This is a genomic window from Ramlibacter sp. MAHUQ-53 (assembly GCF_052600055.1).
The window spans coordinates 611,311-636,703 of sequence record NZ_JBQWTS010000001.1 but is presented as its reverse complement, the minus strand read 5'-3'; the positions used below and the strand labels follow the sequence as shown (position 1 = coordinate 636,703).

The 25,393-nt window shown below is 67.3% G+C and carries 20 protein-coding genes; 11 read left to right on the top strand and 9 right to left on the bottom strand.

The features are described 5' to 3' along the window. Window positions 1-245: 245 nt before the first annotated feature. Window positions 246-587: a hypothetical protein gene (locus ACT80S_RS02845; protein ID WP_377412326.1), complete on the bottom strand. Its 342-nt coding sequence runs from the start codon at window positions 585-587 to the stop codon at window positions 246-248. Window positions 588-653: 66 nt separating this feature from the next. Continuing rightward, window positions 654-2,435, bottom strand: coding sequence for a glutamine--tRNA ligase/YqeY domain fusion protein (locus ACT80S_RS02840; protein ID WP_377412324.1), 1,782 nt, complete (start codon window positions 2,433-2,435; stop codon window positions 654-656). Window positions 2,436-2,569: 134 nt separating this feature from the next. Between ACT80S_RS02840 and ACT80S_RS02835 the strand changes: the two genes are divergently transcribed. Next, entirely contained in the window at window positions 2,570-2,998 is a 429-nt protein-coding gene (locus tag ACT80S_RS02835; protein ID WP_377412322.1) for a hypothetical protein, read from the top strand. 316 nt (window positions 2,999-3,314) lie between these two features. Here the strand turns inward: ACT80S_RS02835 and ACT80S_RS02830 are convergent, their stop codons facing one another. Further along, window positions 3,315-3,788 carry a DUF2306 domain-containing protein gene (locus tag ACT80S_RS02830; RefSeq protein ID WP_377412320.1) on the bottom strand — a complete coding sequence of 158 codons (474 nt, stop codon included), beginning with the start codon at window positions 3,786-3,788 and terminating at the stop codon, window positions 3,315-3,317. 141 nt (window positions 3,789-3,929) lie between these two features. On the opposite strand from ACT80S_RS02830, the gene ACT80S_RS02825 reads away from it, so the two are divergent. Genes ACT80S_RS02825 through ACT80S_RS02810 form a run of 4 tightly spaced genes read left to right on the top strand, consistent with a single transcriptional unit; the run spans window position 3,930 to window position 8,879 of the window. Then, entirely contained in the window at window positions 3,930-6,017 is a 2,088-nt protein-coding gene (locus tag ACT80S_RS02825; protein ID WP_377412318.1) for an efflux RND transporter periplasmic adaptor subunit, read from the top strand. Window positions 6,018-6,030: 13 nt separating this feature from the next. Next, window positions 6,031-6,774, top strand: a complete 744-nt coding sequence (locus tag ACT80S_RS02820) for an ABC transporter ATP-binding protein (RefSeq protein ID WP_377412315.1) — start codon at window positions 6,031-6,033, stop codon at window positions 6,772-6,774. Next, on the top strand, window positions 6,771-8,003 hold the full coding sequence (locus tag ACT80S_RS02815; RefSeq protein WP_377412313.1) for an ABC transporter permease: 1,233 nt from the start codon (window positions 6,771-6,773) through the stop codon (window positions 8,001-8,003). Before ACT80S_RS02820 ends, ACT80S_RS02815 begins: the two co-directional genes overlap by 4 nt. A 51-nt stretch (window positions 8,004-8,054) precedes the next feature. Continuing rightward, window positions 8,055-8,879 (top strand): undecaprenyl-diphosphate phosphatase, encoded by an 825-nt coding sequence (locus tag ACT80S_RS02810; RefSeq protein ID WP_377412311.1) that lies wholly within the window; start codon window positions 8,055-8,057, stop codon window positions 8,877-8,879. A 34-nt stretch (window positions 8,880-8,913) separates the two neighbouring features. On the opposite strand, the gene ACT80S_RS02805 is transcribed toward ACT80S_RS02810, so the two are convergent. Genes ACT80S_RS02805 through mutS form a run of 3 tightly spaced genes read right to left on the bottom strand, consistent with a single transcriptional unit; the run spans window position 8,914 to window position 13,160 of the window. Further along, window positions 8,914-9,711, bottom strand: a complete 798-nt coding sequence (locus tag ACT80S_RS02805) for an alpha/beta hydrolase (protein WP_377412309.1) — start codon at window positions 9,709-9,711, stop codon at window positions 8,914-8,916. A 9-nt stretch (window positions 9,712-9,720) separates the two neighbouring features. Continuing rightward, window positions 9,721-10,548, bottom strand: a complete 828-nt coding sequence (locus tag ACT80S_RS02800) for a peptidase (protein WP_377412306.1) — start codon at window positions 10,546-10,548, stop codon at window positions 9,721-9,723. Continuing rightward, window positions 10,545-13,160, bottom strand: coding sequence for a DNA mismatch repair protein MutS (gene mutS, locus ACT80S_RS02795; RefSeq protein WP_377412304.1), 2,616 nt, complete (start codon window positions 13,158-13,160; stop codon window positions 10,545-10,547). Before mutS ends, ACT80S_RS02800 begins: the two co-directional genes overlap by 4 nt. A 210-nt stretch (window positions 13,161-13,370) precedes the next feature. On the opposite strand from mutS, the gene ACT80S_RS02790 reads away from it, so the two are divergent. Continuing rightward, a complete protein-coding gene (locus ACT80S_RS02790) occupies window positions 13,371-13,832 on the top strand; it encodes a DUF3429 domain-containing protein (protein ID WP_377412302.1) in 462 nt (153 codons plus the stop codon). Between the two features lie 26 nt (window positions 13,833-13,858). Then, the gene (locus ACT80S_RS02785; protein ID WP_377412300.1) at window positions 13,859-14,467 is read left to right on the top strand and encodes an SOUL family heme-binding protein; all 609 of its coding nucleotides are present in this window, start codon (window positions 13,859-13,861) and stop codon (window positions 14,465-14,467) included. A gap of 541 nt (window positions 14,468-15,008) precedes the next feature. Here the strand turns inward: ACT80S_RS02785 and ACT80S_RS02780 are convergent. Further along, entirely contained in the window at window positions 15,009-18,464 is a 3,456-nt protein-coding gene (locus ACT80S_RS02780; RefSeq protein ID WP_377412298.1) for a pyruvate carboxylase, read from the bottom strand. A 322-nt stretch (window positions 18,465-18,786) separates the two neighbouring features. On the opposite strand from ACT80S_RS02780, the gene ACT80S_RS02775 reads away from it, so the two are divergent. Beyond that, window positions 18,787-20,448 carry an L-lactate permease gene (locus ACT80S_RS02775; protein WP_377412296.1) on the top strand — a complete coding sequence of 554 codons (1,662 nt, stop codon included), beginning with the start codon at window positions 18,787-18,789 and terminating at the stop codon, window positions 20,446-20,448. A 53-nt stretch (window positions 20,449-20,501) separates the two neighbouring features. On the opposite strand, the gene ACT80S_RS02770 is transcribed toward ACT80S_RS02775, so the two are convergent. Continuing rightward, on the bottom strand, window positions 20,502-21,371 hold the full coding sequence (locus ACT80S_RS02770; protein ID WP_377412294.1) for a LysR substrate-binding domain-containing protein: 870 nt from the start codon (window positions 21,369-21,371) through the stop codon (window positions 20,502-20,504). A gap of 25 nt (window positions 21,372-21,396) precedes the next feature. Between ACT80S_RS02770 and ACT80S_RS02765 the strand changes: the two genes are divergently transcribed. Genes ACT80S_RS02765 through ACT80S_RS02755 form a run of 3 tightly spaced genes read left to right on the top strand, consistent with a single transcriptional unit; the run spans window position 21,397 to window position 24,407 of the window. After that, complete coding sequence (locus ACT80S_RS02765) at window positions 21,397-22,203, top strand: (Fe-S)-binding protein (RefSeq protein WP_377412292.1); 807 nt, start codon at window positions 21,397-21,399, stop codon at window positions 22,201-22,203. Between the two features lie 21 nt (window positions 22,204-22,224). After that, window positions 22,225-22,932, top strand: coding sequence for a LutC/YkgG family protein (locus tag ACT80S_RS02760; protein WP_377412289.1), 708 nt, complete (start codon window positions 22,225-22,227; stop codon window positions 22,930-22,932). Between the two features lie 2 nt (window positions 22,933-22,934). Continuing rightward, complete coding sequence (locus ACT80S_RS02755) at window positions 22,935-24,407, top strand: LutB/LldF family L-lactate oxidation iron-sulfur protein (RefSeq protein WP_377412287.1); 1,473 nt, start codon at window positions 22,935-22,937, stop codon at window positions 24,405-24,407. A gap of 493 nt (window positions 24,408-24,900) precedes the next feature. Here the strand turns inward: ACT80S_RS02755 and ACT80S_RS02750 are convergent, their stop codons facing one another. Continuing rightward, on the bottom strand, window positions 24,901-25,242 hold the full coding sequence (locus ACT80S_RS02750; protein WP_377412285.1) for a HigA family addiction module antitoxin: 342 nt from the start codon (window positions 25,240-25,242) through the stop codon (window positions 24,901-24,903). Window positions 25,243-25,393: the final 151 nt, after the last annotated feature.

Genomic DNA, 25,393 nt, shown 5'->3' with positions numbered 1-25,393 from the left:
CGGCGCCAAACACAAAAAGTACCGGCGTCGCCGGGGCCGGCTGAGGTTGCACGGGTGCTAACCTGCCTGCACGTTCGCCTGCCCAGGGAGTCTCCAGCGTGCACCATCCACCGCAGTTGCTCTTTCGCGCCTTGCCACATCCCGGCCGCCCGCGGGCCACGGGCTCGGGCCTGGGGGCCGACAGCGCCTTCGAGGAAATGATCCGCTCCCGGCCGGTGGTGCACCGGCCCGTGGCGCGCGCGCGGTCAGAAGGGGGCGGGCAGGGCCTTGAACCCCACCCAGGCCGCGCCGATCACCGCATTCACCGGCACGCTCAGGGCGCCGGGCACGTAGAACACCGCGGAGAGCAGCTGCGAACCCGCCAGCACCTCGGCCAGCATTCCCAGCAGGTAGAACGCCAGGCCGCACGAGAGCCAGCGCCGCATGTACGTCGGCAGCCAGCGCGCCTGCTCGCGGTTGTGGCGCCAGGCCGCGGCGCGCTCGATCAGGTCACCGCGCGTCACGTCGCGGAACAGCCACCCGAAGAAGAAGTAGCGATAGAGCAGGGTGCGCAGGGCGGGAGGCGGGGGGGCTGAAGAGGCGGTCATGCGGGGCTCCTCCTGTCCACGCAGACCCCGCCATGGCCGGGTTGGTTCCCGGCCAGGGCCTCGCACTCATTTCGCCCAGGTGTCCTTCAGGCCGGTGACCCGGTTGAATACGGGCCGGCCGGCGGCGTGGTCCTTGCGGTCGGCGACGAAGTAGCCGTGGCGCTCGAACTGGAACTTGTCGTCCGGCGCGGCCTGGGCCAGCGCCGGTTCGACCCAGGCCTGGGCCACCTGCAGGCTGTCGGGGTTGATCTCCTGCAGGAAGTCCTTGTCGCCGGCGCCGGGCTGGGGCACCGAGAACAGGCGGTCGTACAGGCGTACCTCGGCAGCCACCGCGTCGTGCGCGCCGACCCAGGTGATCACGCCCTTGGCCTTGACGCTGTCGCTGCCCGGCGTGCCGCTCTTGGTGTCGGGGATCAGGTTGGCGTGGACGGTGGTGACCCGGCCGCCGGCGTCCTTGTCGGCGCCCACGCACTCGACCACGTAGCCGTACTTCAGGCGCACCTTGTTGCCCGGGAAGAGGCGGTTGTAGCCCTTGGGCGGCACTTCCTCGTAGTCGCCGCGCTCGATCCACAACGTCTTGCCGAAGGAGAACCGGCGTTGGCCGCGCTCGGGGTGGTGCGGGTGCACCGGGGCCACGCAGGGCTCCAGGTGGCCGGCGCCCATGACCTCGTCCCAGTTGTCGATCACCAGCTGCACCGGCTCGAGCACCGCCATGCCGCGGGCGGCCTTGGGGTCGAGGTCGTCGCGCAGGGCGATCTCCAGGGTGCTGTAGTCGATCCAGCTGTCGGCCTTGGTCACGCCGATGCGCTCGGCGAACAGGTGCAGGCTTTCCGGCGTGTAGCCGCGCCGGCGCAGGCCGACGATGGTGGGCATGCGCGGGTCGTCCCAGCCGTCCACGTGCTTCTCGTCCACCAGCTGCTTGAGCTTTCGCTTGCTGGTGACCACGTAGGTCAGGTTCAGGCGGGCGAACTCGTACTGGCGCGGCTGCGGCGCGTTGATCAGGCCGCCCTCGCGCAGGCGATCGAGCAGCCAGTCGTAGAACGGGCGCTGGTCTTCGAACTCGAGGGTGCAGATGCTGTGGGTGATGTTCTCCAGCGCGTCCTCGATCGGGTGCGCGAAGGTGTACATCGGGTAGATGCACCAGGTGTTGCCGGTGTTGTGGTGTTCGGCGTGCTTGATGCGGTAGAGGGCCGGGTCCCGCAGGTTGATGTTGGGGCTGGCCATGTCGATCTTCGCGCGCAGCACGGCGGCGCCGTCGGCCAGCTGGCCATCGCGCATCTCGCGCAGGCGGGCCAGGTTCTCGTCGGGCGTGCGGCTGCGGAAGGGGCTGTCCACACCGGGCTTGCCGAAGTCGCCGCGGTTGGCGCGCATCTGCTCGGGCGTCTGCTCGTCGACATAAGCCAGGCCGGCGCCCACCAGGTACTCGGCGCAGCGGTACATGAAGTCGAAGTAGTCCGAGGCCTGGTACAGGTGCGAGGTGCCGTTCGCGTCCCAGCCGAAACCGAGCCACTTCACCGCGTCCAGGATGCCGTCGACGTACTCCTGCTCCTCCTTCTCGGGGTTGGTGTCGTCGAAGCGCATGTGGCAGACGCCGCCGTAGTCGCGCGCCAGGCCGAAGTTCAGGCAGATGCTCTTGGCATGGCCCACGTGCAGGTAGCCATTGGGCTCGGGCGGGAAGCGCGTGCGGATCTTCGCCGGGTCGGCCTGGCCGGCGGCATGCTGCGCCGCGTCACCGGGCTGGCCGGCCCAGCGGCGCTGCGCGTAGGTCCCCTGCTCGAGGTCACGCTCGATGATCTGTCGCAGGAAGTTGCTGGGCTTGGCGCTGGTGTTCTCGGAAGGGGCGGACATAAGGGCGCGATTTTAGGGTGCGCCCCCGGGTGGTTACTTCTGGCAACGCGCTTGACGACTGCTTTGTCCTACGGCCGCGCTGTTCGTGCGTTACTGGAGTGGGGCCACGCCGCCCCACCCACAAGGAGACTGACATGCCTGCCCCTCGTTCCCTTTTCCGCCCGCTGCTGCTTGCCGCCCTGGGGCTGGCGGCGGCCGTGGCCGCCCCGCTGGCCCGGGCCGACAACGTGTACTGGTCGATCGGCGCCGCGACGCCCGGCCTGGTGGTCGGCGTGAGCAACGCCCGTCCCGCCCCGGTGTATGTCCAGCCGGCGCCCGTCTACGTACAGCCCGCCCCGGTTTACGTGCGGCCCTCGACGATGTATGTCCAGCCGGCCCCGGTCTATGTGCCGCCGCCGCTGTACACCTACCCGCAGCCGGTCTACACCCCGCCTCGGGTCGTCTACTCGCAGCCCCAGCTGGTGTACGCGCAGCCTGACCACGGCCGCTGGGGGCCGCCCGGCCACCGGTGGCACCACCGTGGCCATGGCCATGGCCACGGGCATGGACACGGCAGGTATTGAGCGCGGAATGCGTTGACGCCTGCCCGCCGGGCCGCAACAATGGACTCGGCGATCTTCTTCTCCAAGCTGCCCCCGGCGGTTCCGGCCCCGGGGGCTTTTTCGTGCGCGCCCAATTCACGCGTGCCAAAAAAAACCCCCAGGAAGTGGCCTGGGGGTAACTTGCCGGTCGCGGGACGGAGGGCCGGACCAGCTCACCCCGGAGGAGGAGGGGACTCAGAGGAGTCGGGGTGATCCCAGGAAGTAAACAACCTGGGGCTCGGCGGTCCTGTAGGACTGGGCCGTCTCATGCTGACGGCCCCAGGCGGCCGTCCCGTGCTCAGGGCAGGCCGAGCGCCCGCTGCCCCACGATCCGAAGCAGCGTGAGGCCGCCGGTGACGAGGCAGGCGCCCACGTACAGCCGCAGCATCCAGCGGCGGTGGCCGGCCACGTCACCGTGCGCCAGCCGCCGCAGTGCCAGGGCCAGGCCGGCGAGGGTGGCGGGCACCAGCAGGTGCACGGGGGTGAGGCCGCCCAGGTTCGGCAGCCGTGGCTCTCGCAGGAACGCGGCGCTCACGGCCACGGCCAGCATCGCGCCCACCCAGGCCAGGCCCAGGAGCCGGTGCCAGGCCCGCGACGGCCGCAGGCGGCGGCCCGAGGCCAGGGCGAACGGGCCGAGGGCCAGCGCCGCGAGGGCGGCGGCCAGGTGCACGAGGGTGGGGGGCGGCAGGTGCGCGAGGTGCGCCAGGACAGGCGCCAGGAGGGGCTGCAGGGACGGCCAGGGCGGCGGGGACAGCAGGGACGGCAGGAACATGGCTCCTCATGGGGCGGTTGCGGGGGCGGGCGATGCTGTCACCCGAAAGGCCTCGTCGAGCCGCGCCCCGACCCTGCGGCTTTACCTGCGCGATACACGGGGGCGGGCGGCCGGTCGCATGCGCTTCCTAGAATCCGTCGCATGAAGATCGCCCTGTCCTGGAAGTCATGGAGTGCCGTGGCCGTCGCCGTGCTTGCCGTCGCCGGCGGCGCCTGGTGGTGGTCCGCGGGCCGCGCGCCCGACGTCAGCTACCGCACCGCCCGCCTCGAGCGCGGCCCGCTGCAGTCCACCGTCTCGGCCTCGGGGGCGGTCAACCCGGTCACCCAGGTGTCGGTGGGCACGCAGGTGTCCGGCCAGATCAAGGAGCTGTATGTCGACTTCAACGCCGAGGTGAAAGCCGGCCAGCTGATCGCGCAGATCGACCCGGAGACCTTCGAGTACCGGGTGCGCCAGGCGCAGGCCGATGTCGATGCCGCGCAGGCCGCGGTGCTCACCGCCGAGGCCAACGGCGCGGCGGCCCGCGCCGCCGTCTCGCGCGCCCACGTGGACCTCGCCGAGGCCCGGCGAGACCTGGACCGCAAGCGGATGCTGGTGGAGCGCCAGTTCATCGCGCAGAGCGAGGCCGAGAAGGCGCAGGCGCTGGTGAACACCAGCGGCGAGTCGCTCAAGTCGGCCGAGGCCCAGCTCGGCGTGACCCAGGCCCAGGTGCGCAGCGCCCAGGCCAACGTGGCCCAGCGCCAGGCGGCCCTGGCCCAGGCCCGGGTGGACCTGGCCCGCACCCGCATCGTCTCGCCGGTCAACGGCATCGTGATCAAGCGCGCCGTCGAGCGCGGGCAGACCGTGGCGGCCAGCCTGCAGGCGCCGGAGCTGTTCGTGATCGCGCAGAACCTGCAGGACATGCAGGTCGAGGCCAGCGTCGACGAGAGCGACATCGGTCGCATCCGCCCCGGCCAGAAGGCCAGCTTCACGGTGGATGCCTTTCCGGGCCAGAGCTTCGAGGGCACGATCGGCCAGGTCCGCAAGGCGGCCCAGAACGTGGCCAACGTGGTCACCTACGTCGCCGTGGTGCGCTTCTCCAATCCGGGCGGCCGCCTGCTGCCCGGGATGACGGCCAACGTGCGCGTGGTCACCGAGGCCCGCGATGACGTGCTCAAGGTGCCCAACGCCGCGCTGCGCGTGCGCATCGCCGGCGTGGAGCCGGCGCGCGCGCCGGCCTCGGCGGCCTCCGCGCCCGCCGCCACGGCCACCAGCCGCGCCTGGGGCTTTCCCTGGATCGCCGAGGCCGTGGCCCAGCCTGCGGGCGGCGGCGGCTTCGCCGCGATGCGCGAGCGCCTGACCACCGAGTTGCAGCTGGACGCCGCGCAGCAGGCAAAGCTGGAGGCCATCGGCAACGAGCTGCGGCCGCAGTTCATGGCCCTGCGCGAGCTGCCCGAGGGCGAGCGGGCCGCGGCCCGCGAGAAGGTCCAGGCGCAGATGCGCGAGCGCATCGCCGCCATCCTCACGCCGGCCCAGCGCGCGCAGTACGCGCAGTCCGTGCAGGGCGCGTCGCAGCCGGGCGCCGCCCCGGGGTCGCGCGGCGCGGCTGCGACCGGAGCCGGGACTTCCGCCGCGGCCCCCGCGGCGGCGGCGGCCTCGCGCAGCGCGCCCGCCACGGCTGCGGCCCAGCCGAATGGCCCCTCCACCGGCACGCCGGCCGCGCCGTCTGCCCCGGCGGCGGCGGGCGCGAATGCCGCCGCGCCCGCCGGCGGCCCGGGCGGCCCGGCCGCCGAATTCCGCAACCGCCTCGTCACCGAGCTGCAGCTGACGCCCGCCCAGGTCGAGAAGGTCGACGCGATCTACGCCGAGGCGCGGCCGAAGTTCGGCCAGCTGCGCGACCTGCCGGCCGAGGAGCGCGGCAAGGCCCGCGAGCGCATCACCGCCGACATCCGCGCGCGCATCGCCGACCTGCTCTCCGCCGAACAGAAGCCGAAGTACGCCGCCCTGGTGGCCGAGGCCGCCAGCCGCACCAGCTCGCGCGGACGCATCTTCCTGCTCGGCGCCGACGGCAAGCCGCGCGCCTTCGACGTGCGACTGGGTATCACCGACGGCACCATGACCGAGCTGCTCGTACCGCCAGGCTCGCCCCAGGCCGTCGACCTGAAGGAAGGCGCGACGGTGATCACCGGCGTCATCGGGGGAACCTCGCCCGCGAACCCGGCGCGCCCCGCCGGCCCGCGCATGCCGTTCTGAGGACGCACCCGCCATGGCACTGATCGAGGCGCGCGACCTGACCAAGACCTACGCCATGGGCGGCACCACGGTGCATGCCCTGCGCGGCGTCTCGCTGGACATCGGCGAGGGCGAGTTCGTCGCCATCATGGGCGCCTCCGGCTCGGGCAAGAGCACGCTGATGAACATCCTGGGCTGCCTGGACCGTCCCACCAGCGGCCACCTGAGGCTCGCGGGCGAGGCGGTGGAGGCGATGTCGCCCGACCAGCTCGCCTCCATCCGCAACCGGCGCATCGGCTTCGTCTTCCAGCAGTTCAACCTCCTGCCCCGCACCAGCGCGCAGGAGAACGTCGAACTGCCCATGGTCTATGCCGGCGTGAAGGCGCCCGAGCGCCAGGCCCGTGCGCTGGAGGCGCTGCAGCGCGTGGGCCTGGGCGAGCGCGTGCACCACACCCCCGCCGAGCTCTCGGGCGGGCAGCAGCAGCGCGTGGCCATCGCCCGGGCGCTGGTGAACCGGCCGCAGTTGATCCTGGCCGACGAGCCCACCGGCGCGCTCGACTCGCAGACCAGCGAGGAGATCATGCGCCTGCTCACCGAGCTCAATCAGCACGGCATCACCGTGGTGCTGGTCACGCACGAACACGACGTGGCCGCCTGGGCGCGGCGCTGCATCCACTTCCGCGACGGCCACATCGTCGAGGACACGGGCGCGAACGGCGCCGCCCCGGGCGAGGCCGGCCCGAAGGGCGCCGCCCCGGCCAGGGAGGCCGCCGCATGAACACGCTCGCCGCCCTGCGCTCGGCGCTGCGCGCGCTGGCCGCCAACAAGCTGCGCAGCGTGCTCACCATGCTGGGCATCATCATCGGCGTGGGCGCGGTGATCACCATGATCGCCGTGGGCCGCGGCGCCACCGAGCGCGTGCAGGAGCAGATGAAGGGCCTGGGCTCCAACATCATGCTGGTGCTGCCCGGCGGCGTGACCGCCGGCGGCGTGCGCCTGGGGGCGCAGACCGGGCAGGCGCTGACCGAGGAGGACGCGCTGGCCATCGCCCGCGAGGTCCCCGAGGTGCAGGTGGCCGCCCCCAGCCTGCGCACCGGCGCGCAGGTGGTCGTGGGCAACACCAACTGGAGCACCTCCATCTTCGGCACGACCAACGACTACCTGGAGGCACGCGACTGGCCGCTGTCGGCCGGCCGCGGCTTCGAGGCCGCGGAGGTGCAGGGTTCGGCCAAGGTGGCCCTCATCGGCCAGACCGTGGCGCAGCAGCTGTTCGGCGACGCCGACCCGGTGGACCAGGTCATTCGCGTGAAGAAGATCCCCGTGACCGTGGTCGGCGTCCTGGAACGCAAGGGCCAGAACTCCATGGGCCAGGACCAGGACGACGTGGTGGTCGTTCCGATCAGCACCTACCGCAACCGCATCCAGGGCGGGGTGGGCGGCAAGGTCAAGCGCGTGGGCTCGATCAGCGTGAAGGTGCGCGAGGGCCAGGACATGAAGGCGGTGGAGGAGTCCATCAAGGAGCTGCTGCGCCAGCGCCTGAAGGTGCAGCCCGGTGCCGAGGACCCGTTCTCGATCCGCAACCTCACCGAGATCCTGCAGGCGCAGGAGGCCTCCAGCCGGGTGATGACCCTGCTGCTCGCCGCGGTGGCGGGCATCAGCCTGGTGATCGGCGGCATCGGCATCATGAACATCATGCTGGTGAGCGTGACCGAGCGCACCCGCGAGATCGGCCTGCGCATGGCGGTGGGCGCGCGTGGCCGCGACATCCTCTCGCAGTTCCTGATCGAGGCGGTGACCCTGAGCCTCATCGGCGGTGCCATCGGCGTGGCCATCGGCGCGGTGGCGACCTGGGCGGTGGGCTTCTTCGCCGGCTGGCAGGTGAGCATCACCCCCGGCGCGATCGCGCTGGCCGCGGGGTTCTCGGCCTTCGTGGGCGTGTTCTTCGGCTGGTACCCGGCGCGGCGCGCCTCGCGCCTGCTGCCGATCCAGGCGCTGCGCTACGAGTGAGGCCCGCGGGCCGCGGCGATAATCGCGGGTCTTTCAAGCAGGGGGATCCGCGTGGACGTCGTTTCGCTGGCCAAGGCCGCCATCATGGGCATCGTCGAGGGCCTGACCGAGTTCCTCCCGATCTCCAGCACCGGCCACCTGATCCTCGCCGGCGCGCTGCTCGGATTCGACGACGACAAGGCCAAGGTCTTCGACATCGCCATCCAGACCGGCGCCATCCTCGCCGTCATCATCGTCTACTGGCAGCGGATCCGCGACACGCTGGCGGCCCTGCCCACGCAGGAGCGCGCCCAGCGCTTCGCCTTCAACGTGGCCCTGGGCTTCCTGCCCGCGGTGATCATGGGCCTGGCCCTGGGCAAGTGGATCAAGTCGCACCTGTTCACCCCCGAGGTGGTGGCCTCCACCTTCATCCTGGGCGGCTTCATCATCCTGTGGGCCGAGCGCCGGCAGGCCACCGCGGTGCGCATCCAGGAAGTGGACGACCTGCGCGGGCGTGATGCGCTCAAGGTCGGCCTGGTGCAGTGCCTGGCCATGATCCCCGGCACCAGCCGCAGCGGCGCCACCATCATCGGCGGCATGCTGCTGGGCCTCTCGCGCAAGGCCGCGACCGACTTCTCCTTCTTCCTGGCCATCCCCACCCTGATCGGCGCGGGCGCCTACAGCCTCTACAAGGAGCGGGCGCTGCTGTCGGTGGCCGACCTGCCGGTGTTCGGCGTGGGGCTCGTGTTCTCGTTCCTCAGCGCCTGGCTGTGCGTTCGCTGGCTGCTGCGGTACATCGCCTCGAACAGCTTCGTGCCGTTCGCCTACTACCGCATCGTCTTCGGGGTCGTGGTGCTGGCCACCTCGTGGACCGGCCTGGTGCCCTGGAGGGCCTGACGCGCCTCGCGTCCGCCGGGCGTGCCTGCGCGCCTCACAGCGCCAGCAGCGCCGCCTCGATCGCGGCGGCCGTGGCCACCGGCTTTTCCATCGGGAACAGGTGGCTGCCTTCCATCATCGCCATGCGGCCCCCGGTGACCCGCCGGGTCAGGGCCAGGCCGACCTGGGCGATCTCCTGCGACTGCAGTCCGCCGATGAAGGCCGCCGGGCACTGCAGCGGATGCCGCCGCAGCAGCCGGTCGAGGTTGTGGGGCAGGGTGTTGTAGATGCGGGTCTCGATGTCGCGGTCGAAGGCCAGCACGCGCTCGCCGCCGTCGTCGCGCATGCCGTGCACCACGTAGTCGCGCAGCACCTGCGGGTCCCAGCGGGCGAAGGCCTTCTTGTGGCGGAAATGCTCGAGCGCCTCCTCCACGCCCGGCCACCGGTTGCGGCGCTTGCGGCTCACCGCACCCGGTGACAGCGCGCCCACCAGCGGGGTGCGCTTGGCCGCAGCGACGGCGGTGGCCTTCCAGCCGCCGATCAGGGGGGAGTCGAGCATCAGCACGCCGCGCGCCAGCGCCGGGTGGCGTGCCGCGCACATCACGGCCAGGAAGCCGCCGAGGGAATGGCCGACGAGGAAGGCCGGCTCGCCCGCCTGGTCCACCTCGCGCGTGGTGAACGCGGCGAGTTCCTCGACCAGGTGGGGCCAGTTGTCGGTGACTGGCCGGGCCGGGTCATGCCCGAGCTTCTCGGGGGCCTTCACGGTGAACCCGCGCGCGCGCAACTGCCGGAACAGCACGCCGTAGGTGCCGGCGGGGAAGCTGTTCGCGTGCGCGAAGACGACCAGGCTCATGGAGCCGGCTCAGATCAGCCTGTCCTCCGGACGCCCGATCTTCTTGAGGGTCTTGTAGCGCGGCTCGTCCACCTTGAGCGGGGTGTCGGTGCGGGTGTCGTCCCACACCGGGTCCTCGAGGCTGTCGAACACCTGGCGCAGCTTCTCGCCCCAGGTCTTGTGCAGCATCTGGTAGTAGGGGTTGTTGACCCCCAGGCAGGCCACCTTGTCCGACTCCAGCCGGTTGGCCTCGTAGACCACCAGGTCCAGCGGCGGGCCGACGGAGAGGTTGGACTTCATCGTCGAGTCCATGGACACCAGCGCGCACTTGGCGGCCTCGTCCAGCGGGGTGTCGGGTGTGATGACGCGATCGAGCACCGGCTTGCCGTACTTGGACTCGCCGATCTGGAAGTAGGGCGACTCGGCGGTGGCCTCGATGAAGTTGCCGGCCGAATAGACATTGAACAGGCGCATGCCCTCGCCCTTGATCTGGCCGCCGAAGATCAGCGAGACATTGAATTCCACGCCGGCGGACTTGAGCGAGGCGGCGTCGCGGTCGTACACGCGGCGCACGGCCTGGCCCAGGATGCGGGCCGCGTCGAACATGCTCTTGGCATTCCAGATGGTGACGGCCTCGCCGCCGTCCGGGTCGCGCAATTGCTCGACCTGCAGGATCTCGCGCACCGACTGGGAGATCGACAGGTTGCCTGCGGAGAGCAGCACCATGAAGCGGTCGCCCGGGCGCTCGTAGACGATCATCTTGCGGAAGGTGCTGATGTGGTCCACGCCCGCGTTGGTGCGGGAGTCGGACAGGAACACCAGCCCGGCGTTGAGCTTGATGCCGACGCAGTAGGTCATTGCGGTTCCAGTTTCTTCTTCAGTTGGTAGAGCGCGTCGAGGGCCTCGCGCGGGCTCATCGCGTCCGGGTCGATCGCCCGCAGGGCCGCCTCCACCGCGCTGTGCGCGGCCTGCGGCGGCTCGGGCGGCGGTGCGAACAAGTCTACCTGCTCGCGCGAGCCGGCCTGCTGCGCCTCGAGGGCGGCCAGGGTGTGGCGGGCGTGGTTCACCACGGCGGTCGGCATGCCGGCCAGCCGCGCCACCTGGATGCCGTAGCTGCGGCTGGCGGGGCCGGGCTGGATCTCGTGCAGGAACACGATGTCGTGCCCCGCCTCCGTGGCGCTCACATGCGTGTTCACCGCCGCGTGGTGGCGCGCCGGGAACTCGGTCAGCTCGAAGTAGTGCGTGGCGAACAAGGTGTAGGCCTGGGTCTTGTCATGCAGGTGGGCCGCAATCCCGCTAGCAAGTGCCAGGCCATCGAAGGTGGAGGTGCCCCGGCCGATCTCGTCCATCAGCACCAGGCTGTGGGGCGTCGCCGCGTGCAGGATCTGGGCGGCCTCGGTCATCTCCAGCATGAAGGTGGACTGGGCGTTGGCCAGGTCGTCGGCCGCGCCGATGCGGGTGTGGATGGCGTCCATCGGCCCGAGGCGGCAGGCCTGGGCCGGCACGAAGGCGCCCATGGAGGCGAGCAGGCAGATCAGGGCTACCTGGCGCATGTAGGTGGATTTACCGCCCATGTTGGGCCCGGTGATCACCTGCATGCGCTGCTTCGGGCCCAGGCGCGTGTCGTTGGGGATGAAGCTGCCGCCGGAGGTCTCGGCCAGGCGCGCCTCGACCACCGGGTGGCGGCCCCTGGCGATCTCGATGCCCGGCTCCTTCGTGAACTGCGGGCGGCACCAGCCCAGGGTGAGGGAGCGCTCGGCCAGCGCGCACAGCGCGTCCAGCGAGGCGATGGCCCGGGCCAGGCGGGTGAGGGCGGCCACCTGCGGCTGCAGCGTGTCCAGCAGCTGCTCGTACAGCCACTTCTCGCGGGCCAGGGCGCGCTCCTGCGCGGACAGGGCCTTGTCCTCGAAGGCCTTGAGCTCGGGGGTGATGAAGCGCTCGGCGTTCTTCAGGGTCTGGCGGCGGCGGTAGTCCTCGGGCACCTTGTCCAGCTGGCCCTGGGTGACCTCGATGTAGAAGCCGTGCACCTTGTTGAACTGCACCTTGAGGTTGGCGATGCCGGTGCGCTCGCGCTCCTTCACCTCCAGCTGCACGAGGAAGCCGTCGGCGTTCTCCTGGATGGCGCGCAGCTCGTCGAGCTCGGCGTCGAAGCCGGTGGCGATCACGCCGCCATCGCGCACCAGGGCGGCCGGCTCCTCGAAGAGGGCACGGGCCAGCAGGGGCGCGCACTCGGGCGGCGGCACCAGGTCCTCGGCCAGGCGCGCGAGCAGCCCGGGCTGGCCGGCCAGCACCGGGGCCAGCCGCGCCGCCTTGTCCAGCGAGTGGCGCAGGCCCACCAGCTCGCGCGGGCGCACCTGGCGCAGGGCGATGCGGGCGGTGATGCGCTCGACGTCGCTGGTGCCCTTGAGGTAGTCACGCAGGTCCTGCCAGGGGCCGCTGCGCAGGGCGTCGATGGCGTCGTGGCGGGCGATGGCCTGGGCGCGGTCGCGACGCGGCGCGAGCAGCCAGGTGCGCAGCATGCGGCTGCCCATGCCGGTCATGCAGGTGTCGATCAGCTTGAACAGCGTGGGGCCGTCGTCGCCGCGCAGGGTCTGCACCAGCTCGAGGTTGCGGCGGGTGGTCAGGGGCAGGTCGATCAGCTCGTCGTCGCGCTGCACCTGCAGGGACAGCACGTGGGTGAGGGCGCGGCCCTGGGTGTGCTCGGCATAGGCGAGCAGGGCGGCGGCGGCGGCGTGGGCCTCGGGCAGGTCGTCGGCGCCCCAGGCGCCCAGGCTGGCGGCCTGCAGCTGCTCGCGCAGGCGGCGCGCGCCCAGACCGGCGTCGAACTGGAAGGCCGGGCGCACCGTGAGCGGCGCGCCGGCGCGCGCGGCCTTCAGGCGCTCCTCGAAGGCGGGGGTGACCTCGGCGCTGAACACGATCTCGCTGGGGGCGATGCGGGCGATCCAGGCCTCCAGTGCGTCGGCGTCGCACTCGGCCAGCTGCAGCGCGCCCTGGGTCACGGCCATCCAGGCCAGGCCGAGGCGGTGGCGCGGGCCCTGGTGCACGGCCAGCAGGGTGGCCTCGCTCTTGTCGTTCAGGAGGGCGGTGTCGGTGAGGGTGCCGGGGGTGACCACGCGCACCACCTTGCGCTCCACCGGGCCCTTGCTGGCGCCCACGTCGCCCACCTGCTCGCAGATCGCCACGGACTCGCCGAGCTTGATGATGCGGGCCAGGTAGGTCTCGACCGAGTGGAAGGGGACGCCGGCCATGGTGACCGGCTCGCCGGCGGACTGGCCGCGGCGGGTGAGGGTGATGTCCAGCAGGCGGGCGGCCTTCTCGGCGTCGTCGTAGAACAGCTCGTAGAAGTCCCCCATGCGGTAGAAGACCAGCGTCTCGGGAAACTGCGCCTTGATGGCCAGGTACTGGGCCATCATGGGGGTGTGGCCCTGGGCGAGGAGGTCGCTGGCGGTGATCGGGGTGTCTTGGGGCATTGAAGGTCGGGCGGCCGCGGGAGAGGCGGCGGGTCAACCTGCAATGCTAATGGGTCCGCCCGGTCCGACTTCATTGAGCGCTGAGGCGGGCGGCCTGGAGGAACACGGCGTCCAGGGCACTCGGTATGTCGTGGCGGGGGATCCGGGGGGCCTCGGCAGGTTCCGTCGACTTTTGCTACCGTCGGACGGTTCTTGCCCATCCGAACTCGAATGACCAACGCCAACACCGCTCCCCCTGTCGAAGTCGCCTGCCTCGGCTACGGTGGCCTGGTGCCGTTCGTGGCCCTGGCCCTGCTCGCGCAGGTGGATCCCCCGCATGCGGACGTCTGGTCCCGCGCACTGGCCGGCTACGGCGCGGTGATCCTCAGTTTCGTGGGCGCGCTGCACTGGGGCGTTGCCATGAGTGCTGCGCATCTGGACACGGCGCTGCGGCGTCGGGCCTTCGCTTGGAGTGTCGTGCCGGCCCTGATGGCTTGGCCTGCCGCGATGCAGGCAGGCGCCATGCCGCTGCTGGTCCTTGTCGCCGGGTTCGTGCTGCACCTGGTGCAGGACCGCCGCCTGGCCGTTCACGCGCAGTTGCCAGGCTGGTATTTGCCCCTGCGCTGGCGGCTGACGGCGGTCGCATGCCTGTGCCTGAGCGTGAATGCGTGGTGGTCCGCGGGCCGCGCTTGACCCTCCCCGCTCACACAGGAGCCCCCATGAGATCCCTGCTGGTTGCCGCCCTCCTGGCCTGCCTTCCGGTTTTCGCCCTGGCCATCGAAGAACCTGCCTACGAGGTCCTGCAGGAAATCGACGGCGTGGAGCTGAGGCAGTACGCGCCCTATGTCGTGGCCCAGGTCACGCTGGCCACGACGGCGGACCGGGCGGGTAATGAAGCCTTTCCCATCCTGGCGGCCTACATCTTTGGCAAGAACAAGGGGGCCCGGTCGCTGGAGATGACGGCCCCCGTGACGCAGACGGCCGAGCCCATGAGGATGGAGATGACCGCACCGGTGACGCAGTCCCAGGCGCCCGGTGGCTATGTCGTGCAGTTTGTCCTGCCGAAGGCCATCACGCTGTCCCAGGCGCCCGAGCCGCTCGATGCGCGAGTGCAGTTGCGCGAAGTGCCGGCCCGGCGAGTCGCGGTGATCCGCTACTCGGGCTTCTGGTCCCAGTCGAACTTCGACGAGCACCTGGGCAAGTTGCAATCGGTGCTGCGCGAAGCGCAGCTGCGCTGGTCCGGAGAGCCCACGCTCTCGCGCTACAACCCGCCTTTCACGCCCTGGTTCCTGCGTCGCAACGAGATCTGGCTGGCACTGGAGCCCTGACGCGGCTCGCCTCACTCAGGCTTGATGTCCCGTGTGCGGGCCACGTCGCTCGTCCAACCCATGTCGCTGGTCAGGACGCTGAGGAAGTCCTCCGGCTCGCGGCTGGCCGCTGTGCGGAAGGACATCCTGGATAGCTGGTCCACGACCTCGGCGGACCCGACTGGGCCACCTTCGCGATGTCCGGGTTCGGGCGAGCGTTTCACAACGGCCAGGATCGGAAGTTGGATCACCGCGCAAGAGAGACCGCTTCAGGCTGGGAGCGGTCGCCTGGAACGCTATCGCTAAGGGACTGTGATCGGCCAATAGCCGCCGTTGAACACTGCCAGCTCAGAAAATGATGAGAACAGCCAACATCGAGCAGGCGCAGCTCCCGTTTTGGGAGGCCCGACCCACCACAGGAATATGTGTCACTGGCGCTTCATGCAGCAGGTCCATTGCGCGAAGCCCGGTTTATAGGAATCACCGCCAGAATCAGGCGTCGCTTTTGGCTCTCGATTGGATTCAGGCTCTGTGCGCAGCACGTTCAAGCAGATAGCACCTGTCAGGCCTCCAACTCCATCATTAATGCCTTGGCGGTCACGATGTCTCCGTGCTTGACATGGATGCGCCCGATGGTCGCAGCGCGCTCAGCAACGACCAGACTCTCCATCTTCATGGCTTCGATTGACAAGAGCACATCGCCCTTTTCGACCTTCTGCCCCTCCTTGACGGCCACGCGGCTGACGCTCCCAGGCATGGGCGAGGCAATGTGGTCCGGGTTGCCGTCGTCGGCCTGCCTGAGCGTCTTGGCGGTTGATGACGCGCCGGCCATGGGCACGCGCACCATCCTGGGCTGGCCGTTGAGCTCAAAAAAAAGGCGACACTGGCCGTCATCGTCGGGCGGGGTACGTCCATCGATGCGCACGTGCAAGGTCTTGCCTGTGTCGATGGTGACAGCTATCTCCTCGTGGTCCTGCAATCCATAGAAGAACGCTGGTGTCGGGATGGTGGAGACATCGCCATAGTGGCCTCTGTGTCTGGCGTATTCGAGGAAGACCTTGGGGTACATCAGGTAGGACGCCAGATCCTGATCACTGACCGATTGCCCCAGCACCTGCTCGGCCTGGCGCCTCTGTGCTTCCAGATCGACCGGTGGCAGGTGTTCTCCTGGCCGTCCGACGAGCGCAGCCTGGCCCCTGAGTACCTTGGCCTGCAGAGCCGACGGGAATCCATCCGCAGGAAAGCCGAGTTCGCCACGCATCAATTGAACAACCGATTCGGGAAACGCCAGGTCGCGACCCGGCTCGAGGACGCTCTCAGGCGAGAGGTCATTGGCCACCATGAACAGCGCCATATCGCCCACCACCTTGGAGGTGGGTGTGACCTTGACAATGTCACCGAAAAGCAGATTGACTTGGGCGTACGCCTTGGCGATGTCGGGCCAGCGGTGCTCCAACCCCATCGCGCGAGCCTGCTCACGCAGATTGGTGTACTGGCCACCAGGCATCTCATGCCGGTAGACGTCGGATGTGCCGCTTCGGATGTCGCTTTCGAACGGTAGGTAGTAGCGACGCACGCCCTCCCAGTAGTGCGAGAGGCCGCGCAACGCCTCCCGGTCTACCTGTGGGTCTCGCTCGCTGCCGTCCAGCGCGGCCACGATGCTGCCCAGGTTGGGCTGAGAGGTCAGGCCGCTCATGGCGTCGATGGCGCCGTCCACGATGTCACAACCGGCCTCTACAGCGGCCAGCACGCTGGCCGCGGCCAGGCCGCTGGTGTCGTGCGTGTGGAAATGAATGGGCAGGCCCGTGGCGTCCTTCAACGCACGGACCAACGTGGCTGCTGCACGAGGGCGACACACGCCGGCCATGTCCTTGATGGCCAGCATCTGCGCACCTGCTTTTTCCAGGGACTTGGCCATCTGGACATAGTACCCAAGGCCGTATTTGTGCCGACGCTCGTCGAACAGATCTCCGGTGTAGCAGATCGCTGCTTCGCAGATCGCACCCGACTCTCGCACGGCATCAATGGCCATGCGCATGTTGTCGACTGAATTGAGCGAGTCGAAGACCCGGAACACGTCAATCCCGCTCCTGGCTGCCTGCTCCACAAAGAATCGGACGACGTTGTCGGGATAGTTGGTGTAGCCCACGGCATTGGAGGCGCGCAGCAGCATCTGGAGCAGGAGGTTCGGTACGGAGGCGCGCAGCTGAGCCAGGCGATCCCAGGGATCTTCATGGAGAAAACGCATTGCCACGTCAAAGGTGGCGCCGCCCCAGCACTCGAGCGAAAACAGGTTCGGCAACAGCCGGGCATAGTGCGGCGCCACATCGACCATGTCCTTGCTGCGCATGCGTGTTGCCAGCAGCGACTGATGCGCATCACGCATGGTGGTGTCTGTCAGTAACACGCGCTCCTGGGCCTTGATCCACTCAATGAACCCATCCGTGCCGAGCTGCCTGAGGAGATCACGGGTACCGGGGGCAGGTGCCTGCGACAGGTCGTATTCAGGCTTGACCGCCACGGACAGAGGCAGCGTCGGCAACACGCGCCCCTTCATTTCCGGATGGCCGTTGACGGTCACGTTGCCCAGGTACTTGAGCAGTTTGGTGGCGCGGTCCTGCCTGGGGGAGAACTGGATCAACTCGGGGGTCTGATCGATGAAGCGTGTGGTGCATTGGCCACTCTGGAAAAGTGGGTGGGCGATGACGTTCTCGAGGAACGGCAAATTGGTCGCCACGCCTCGGATGCGGAATTCGCGCAAGGTGCGGTCCATGCGGGCAATCGCATCGGGTGCAGTGGCTCCCCATGTGGTGACCTTGACCAGGAGACTGTCGTAGTAGGGCGTGATGACTGCGCCGGAGTAGGCCGTGCCGCTGTCCAGCCTAACTCCAAAGCCCCCACTTGAGCGGTAGGTGGACAAGCGGCCGTAGTCGGGCGCGAAATTCTTTTCAGCATCTTCCGTCGTGACCCGGCATTGCAGGGCATGACCGTTGAGGCGGATGCTTTGCTGCGCGGGCACCACCCCGCCGTCCACGCCGACCGCGGCGCCCTGGGTAACAGCGATCTGAGCCTTGACAAGGTCAATACCCGTGACCTGCTCAGTGACGGTGTGCTCCACCTGAATGCGCGGATTCACCTCGATGAAATAGAAATCGCCGCTGTCGGCATCCATCAGGAACTCCACGGTACCGGCGTGGGTGTAGTTGACGGCACGGCCGAGTCGCAGAGCCGCGTCACAGAGCGCCTGTCGTGTGCTGTCGTCCAGATACGGGGCCGGCGCTCGCTCGACCACTTTTTGATTCCGACGCTGTACCGAACAATCGCGCTCGAACAGGTGCACCAGATGGCCATGGGTATCACCCAGGATCTGCACCTCGACATGGCGGGCTCGCTGGACGAGCTTTTCCAGGTAGATCTCGTCGTTTCCAAAGGCAGACAAGGCCTCGCTTCTGGCGACGGGCATCTGCGTGATCAATTCCTCGTCGTTTGCAATGATGCGCATACCCCGTCCGCCACCGCCCCAACTGGCCTTGAGCATCACTGGGTAGCCGATCTGGCGAGCCATTTCTTTGGCTGCTCCCGCCTCCTGGGGGAGCGGTGGCGTGGCCGGCATCACCGGCACGCCCACGGACTGCGCCAGGTTTCGGGCGGCCACTTTATTGCCCAGCGTACGCATCACGTCACTTGAGGGACCCACAAACGCGATGCCTGCGGCTGCGCAAGCGTCTGCAAAGTCAGGGTTCTCCGAGAGGAATCCGTAACCGGGATGGATGGCATCTACACCGGCTTGCTTGGCCACACGGATGACTTCGGCAATGTTCAGGTAGGCAGCGATTGGCTTTTCGCCCAGACCGATCAGATAACTCTCGTCGGCCTTGAAACGGTGCAATGAAAAGCGGTCCTCGGTGGCGTAGACAGCCACCGTTCGGATGCCCATTTCGGTGGCGGCGCGCATCACGCGGATAGCAATCTCGCCTCGGTTGGCGATCAGCAGGGAACGAATGGGGCGAGCGATCATGGGTCGATTCTTCTTTGACATGGGATGAAGCGAGGCGCCGCGTTTTGACGACCTGAGTCAGGCGGCGTGATTCAACCAGTTGGATGTGTTCTGAGGAAGCTGCCCGGTTCAAAAACAAGGGTTAACCCGCATTGAGACTTTTTAATCCCGGGGCGCTGAAAAACATTCGTTTGCTCCAAGACGGGGCCTCATCGACCATTCGCCACCGCCGGCTTGGCCAAGTGGCTTTGTTTTGGGCAGGCCCCATGAATAAATCTAGCCGGGGTGGAGCAAGGCTCACACGGCCTCGCAAACCGGCGCACACGACAACAGGAGAACAGCGATGACGTGGCAACAGGTCTACGATCCATTCGGCAACATGGTCATTTCAACCCTGCTCGGCGCCATCCCCGTGGTGGTGATGCTGGTGGGCTTGGGATTCCTCCACCTGAAGGCGCACATTGCAGCGGCGCTCGGTCTGATCGCGGCTCTGGCCATTGCGGTCTTCGCTTATGGCATGCCCGCCAGCATGGCCGGCAATGCCGCCTTCTACGGCGGCTTGACCGGTCTTCTGCCCATTGGCTGGATCGTTCTGAACATCATCTTTCTGCACCAGCTGACCGAGCAGAATGGCAGCTTCAAGGTGCTGCAGGATTCAATTGCCGGCATCACCCAGGACAGGCGCCTGCAACTGTTGCTGATCGCCTTTGCGTTTGGCGCCTTCTTTGAAGGAGCCGCCGGCTTTGGCACCCCGGTCGCTGTGACCGCGGCCATCCTGATCGGCCTGGGCTTTTCCCCATTGGCCGCCTCGGGCCTCAGCCTGATCGCCAACACCGCCCCGGTGGCTTACGGCGCGCTGGGCACGCCGGTCATCACCCTGGCCAAGGTGCACGGCTACGACCTGATGGAGGTCTCGGCCATGATTGGCCGCCAACTGCCTTTCTTCTCGCTGCTGGTCCCTTTCTGGCTGATCTGGGCCTTTGCCGGACGCAAGGCCATGTGGGAAGTCTGGCCGGCCATCCTGGTCACGGGCGCGAGCTTTGCCGTGTCCCAGTTCCTGGTGTCCAACTACATCGGCCCTGAACTGGTGGACGTCATTGCGGCTGTTGTGTCGATGGCCGCACTGGTCAGCTTCCTGAGGGTCTGGCAGCCCAAGACCATCTGGACCTCCGTCTCCCTGAAGGGGCACGAAAGTGCTGGCGGAGAGGCCAAGCCTTTGGAGGCGATCAAGCAGCACTCGCGGGCTGAAGTCATCCGTGCCTGGACGCCCTGGGCCATCCTGACGGTGTTCGTGTTCATCTGGGGCCTGCCGGAGGTCAAGAAGTATTTCAATGGCATCTTTGCCCCGGCATTTCCCATTGAAGGCCTGCACAACCTGATCGAGAAGATGCCTCCGGTGGTGCCCAAGCCCCACAAGGAAGCCGCGATCTATACCCTGAACCTGCTTTCGGCCACAGGCACCGGCATCCTGCTGTCAGCCATTGTTGGCGGTCTGGTGATGAAGTACAGCCCGGTGGCGCTGGTGCGCACCTTTTTCCGCACCATGTGGCTGGTTCGCTACTCGCTGCTGACCATCGTCCTGATGCTCGCCCTGGGTACGCTCACGCGCTACTCGGGCACGGACACCACGCTCGGTTTGGCTTTTGCCAATACGGGCTGGCTCTACCCCTTTTTCGGAACCCTGATGGGCTGGCTGGGTGTTGCGCTCACGGGTTCGGACACCGCTTCCAACGTCCTGTTCGGTGGCATGCAGAAGGTGGCGGCCGAGCAACTGGGTCTGAGCCCGAACCTGATGGGCGCGGCCAACAGCTCGGGGGGCGTCATGGGCAAGATGATCGATGCGCAATCCATCGTTGTGGCATCCACTGCCACGCGCTGGTTCAACCACGAAGGTGACATCCTGCGCTACGTGTTTTTCCACTCCATCGCGCTGGCCTGCCTGGTGGGTATCTTCGTGACGCTTCAGGCTTACGTCTGGCCGTTCACGCAGATGGTGATTCACTGAACATGGACGGCCGCTGCTCTGCCATGCTGAACACTTTCACTCAACGACAGGCTTCAGGCCAGAGAAGTCTTGAGCCAGTCGGTGAAGGCGGTCACTTCAGGACGCTGGGCGGTCTCGGCGTCCACCAGAGCATGGTAGGTGTGGGGCGACGGCACTGCCTGGTCGAACAGCGGCACCAGTTGTCCACGGGCGATGAAAGGCTCGGCGACCCGGGCCAGACACAGCGCGACGCCCAAGCCGCTGGCAGCAGCTTCGAGCAGGATACCCAGGTCGGTGAAAAGCGCGCCTCGGCCAGGTTCGGGCCCGTTCACCCCTACGGCCGACAGCCACAGTTGCCAGGGCAGCAAGGGCGAGCGCAGCAGATCGCCCGGTTGGAGGTCCGTGGGCTGGACGAGAGAACGTCGACTCAGGTACTCGGGACTGGCCAGGACTTGCAGGTGATCCGAGAACAGGGGGATCGAGGCGCGTTCATCAAAGTCTCCTTTGCCGAAGCGAATGTCCACATCATGCCGTCCGTGCTTGTCTTGCATGGGCGCAGCGACGTCGATCTGAATCTCGATATCTGGCCAGTCTTGGTAGAAGGCCGGCAAGCGGGGAATCAGCAGATGGCGTGCAAACGTGGGTGGCACTCCCACGCTCAAGCTCAAACTGGGCGCTTCCACCCGGGAGAGGTGAGCCAACCGGTCAAAGGCTTCACGTACACCCGCAAGGGTGCGCTGGCCGGCTGCCGTCAAGCGCACACCCGTGGGCGACCGCTCGAAAAGCTGCTCTCCCAACTGGGACTCGAGCAGTCGGATCCTGTGACTCACTGCGCTGGGCGTGATGCACAACTCGACGGCCGCCTGCGCGAAGCCCCCCAATCGGGCCGCGCTTTCAAAGGCAGCCAGGGCATGGATGGGGGGAAGTCGGTTCAGTCGGATCATTTCAGCGAACAGCGAAAGAAAGCTAATGAGTCAAATCGTAGAAGTTAAATTCCCTAGGGACGTGTATGTATTTTCCACGTGCGTGATCGATTTGATGGCGCCGGGCGCTGGCCTGGATGCCATCCGGCTGATGTCTGACGCCGGCATCGTGGTGCATTTCCCGGAGGCTCAAAGTTGCTGTGGCCAGCCGGCATACACCAGTGGTTTTAATGAGGAAGCCCGGCGTGTTGCTCGCGCCCAGCTTGATATCTTTCCGCAGCCCTGGCCCATCGTGGTGCCGTCAGGGTCCTGTGCGGGGATGCTGGTGCATCACTGGCCGCGCCTGTTCAAAGACGATCCTCGACGGCTGGCACAGGCCGAAGACGTTGCGGCTCGGGTGGTTGAGTGGACCCATTTCGCACGGGATGTACTCGGCTTGGCCTCCCACAATCCAGGCCACCAAGCGCCAAAGCTTCAGGTGGCGCTGCACACGTCCTGTTCGGCGCGCCGTGAGATGGGCTGCCACTTGTCCAGCGAAGCCCTGCTTCGCGGCCTGCCTGGAGTGGAAATGGTCCAGCAAGCCCGTGCCGCCGAATGTTGCGGCTTTGGGGGCACCTTTTCCGCACGCCATCCAGCCATTTCGGGTGCCATGGTCAACGACAAGCTCGACAGCATCCGAGACAGTGGAGCCCAGGTGCTGGTGAGCGGCGATTGCGGATGCCTGATGAATCTCCACCACGCTGCGGAGAAGCGCCGCGCAGCCGGCGAAGCGCTGCCTCGGGTGGTGCATCTGGCCAGCTTCATACGCGAGCGTTTGGGCGCTCCGGATGCGGCCCGGCAAGTGACCGATTGACTTGATCCCTTCGAGGCAACGATGCATCAGCACAATTCTGCCGTCCGTGACGCCATCCTGCGGAAGCTGCGCCGCGCGCAGCCCGCGCAGCCTTTGCCCCTGCCGGATCTACGGCCCTATCAAGCGGGACCTTGGGGGCAGGGTGTCGCTGAATCGGCCTCCGGACTGTCGTTGATGGACAGCTTTGAGCGAGCCGCCTCGGGATGGCGCGCACAAGTGCACCGCACCTCGACGCGCCAATGGGCCGAGACCCTCAGGAACGTGCTGCAGCGCCATCGCTGCCACCGCATAGCCATGGGCCCGGTCGTCTTCGGGCTGCCGGGCATGGATGACGCTTTGCGTGGGCGCCATGCCATCACACTCGAGCGTCCTGTCGATGAATGGCGCGGCCTGCTGTTTGACGAGGTGGACGCGAGCATCACCTTGGCCACCGCAGGCATTGCCGATACCGGCACCTTGGTGATTCTGCCTGGCCGGCATGAGCCGCGTGCACTTTCTCTGGTGCCGCCCATTCACATCGCCCTGCTCAGGGCGAGCACGCTTCATGCAAGCTTGGCCAAAGCCATACAAGCCCTGCGTCCTCAGGAGCAATTGCCGACCAATTTTCTGCTGGTGACCGGCCCCTCCAAGACTGCCGATATTCAACAGACGCTGGCCTACGGCGCACACGGTCCAAAGGATCTGGTGATCCTTTTGATCGATGACTTCACTCAACACTTTGCCGGATGATCATGAGCGCTCATCGCACCGCATCCTCGGGCAGCCCAGGTCAGGCGCCCCTGCATTTTGTCCATCCTCGTCAATTCAAGGCCAACACCCAGCAGGCGGTGGATGATCCACTGCTGCGAAAAAGCTTTCGCAGCGCCATGGACTTCCTTCAGAACAAGCGGTCCGGGCATTTCAGTGATCGGATCGAATTTGAAAAGCTGCGCCAGGTGGGGGAAGCCATTCGGCGCTACAGCCTGTCGCGTCTGCCCGACCTGCTGGAGCAGCTGGAGCACAAACTCACGGACCGCGGCGTGCAGGTGCACTGGGCCTCCAACGCCGAGGAGGCCAATGCATTGTTCCTGGCCATTGCTCGGCGACATGGCGCCACGAGCATGATCAAGGGGAAATCCATGGTGAGCGAGGAAATCGAACTCAACCATCGGATGGCCGAGCACGGCATCAACTGCCTGGAGTCGGACATGGGCGAGTACATCGTCCAGCTGGCGGGGGAGCGGCCGAGCCACATCATCATGCCGGCGATTCACAAGACCAAGCAGCAAATTGCCGAGCTATTCGCCGAGAAGATTCATCAGGCCCCCTACACGGAGGATGTTGACGAACTCATTGCCATTGGCCGCCGGGTACTCCGCCAGGAGTTTCGTGACGCCCGAATCGGTGTGTCGGGTGTGAACTTCATGGTGGCCGAAACGGGCACGCTGGTGCTGGTGGAAAACGAGGGGAACGGCCGCATGTGCACCACCTTGCCCGAGGTGCACATTGCCATCACTGGCATCGAAAAGGTGGTGGAGCGTTTCGAGCATGTGCTGCCCCTGTTCAGCCTGCTGACCCGCTCGGCCACCGGGCAGGCGGTGACCACCTACTTCAATGCGATCACCGGTCCGCGCCGGGAGGGCGAACTCGACGGGCCGCAGGAAATGCACCTCATCCTTTTGGATAACGGGCGCAGCCAGGCGTTTCAGGACGAGGATTTCCGCGCCACGCTGCAGTGCATTCGCTGCGGTGCCTGCATGAACCATTGCCCGGTTTATGCCCGCATCGGTGGCCTTGCTTATGGCACCACCTATCCCGGACCCATCGGCTCCATCATTTCCCCGCACCTCATGGGCTTGGAGGAAACCCAAGACCTACCCACTGCCAGCAGTTTGTGTGGGGCCTGCAGTGAGGTTTGCCCAGTCGGTATCCCAATCCCTGATCTGCTGATGCAGTTGCGCACGGCCGCCAAGCATCAGCCACAGCCGGGGAAAACCGAACTAGCGGGGCAAGGTCGGGCCCGAGATTGGAAGGAAGTGCTCGCTTGGCGAACTTGGGCATGGATAAACGAGCGCCCTGGCCTGTACCGCAACCTGATTCGATGGGGACGCTTCTTCAGGGGGTTCACGCCCAACTGGCAGGGAGGATGGACTCGGCACCGCACGCCGATGAAATTAGCCCCCTCTGGATTGCGTGATCGCCTCATGCCAGCCTCGAAGCGCTGAGTTGAAGACTCCGATTAGAAGAATGGAAGACGCAGATCAGTCGGCACGTGAGGCGGTAGACGACTGTCTGCAATGGGTCGGGAGCAGGCATCGGCCAAGGTGGCCGCGAGGGACCGCTCCCGCTGCGCTGTAGACGTTCGCGTGAATCGGCCACAGGTCGACGCGGCGTGACTTCCAGCTGCTCGAGTGCAGAAAACCGGCTGCCACTTCCCTTCGTTCGCCATCATGCGCAGCCGCGACCCGAGGGCGCCACATGGAGGCTGCCTGACTGACTTTCTTGCCAGGACCCGCTCCAGATACGCCTTAGAAAGTCACACCCCGGTATTGGGCCCTTCATCGGGGTGTGGCCCTGGGCGAGGAGGTCGCTGGCGGTGGGAGGGATGTCTTGGGGCCTCGAGGGGTTCGGTGGCCGCGTCGCGGCTTCAAACCTCAATGCTAGCGGGCCGGACAGGGCGGCTGCTGAGGCTGCATGGCCGGGCAGCCGGGGGCGCTTTCAGGCGGCTGCCTGGGCCTGGAGCACCCGGATCCGCAGCGCGATCTTCGCCTGCAAGGTCCGGTGGGCCAGGCGCAAGGCCGTATCGGCCGTGATGGGACGGTTGCCGTGGACCAGGTCGCCAATCCGGCAGGGGGAGACATCGATGTCGGCCGCGAGCTGGCGCGCCGTGAGGCCCATGGGCTTCATGAAGTCCTCCGGCAGGATCTCACCGGGGTGGATTTCGCCGAGCGGTACGGCCATGTTCAACTCCTCCACGATCTCGACATCGCGGGCCCCATTGCAATGCCAGGAAAGGCAGATCCGGCACGGGCCATCGATGCGGGCGTTGAAGCCAGGCACCGGCTCCTCCGGTTCCCGATCGCGATCCGGGCATCGTCTTCGAATCGGCGCTCGCCCGCCGCGAGCCGACTGCGGCTGTCGGTCAACCGCTGCCGTAACATCGGCCCGTCGTGATGCGCTCAGCACGAGCCGCTGACGGCGCACCGGCCCC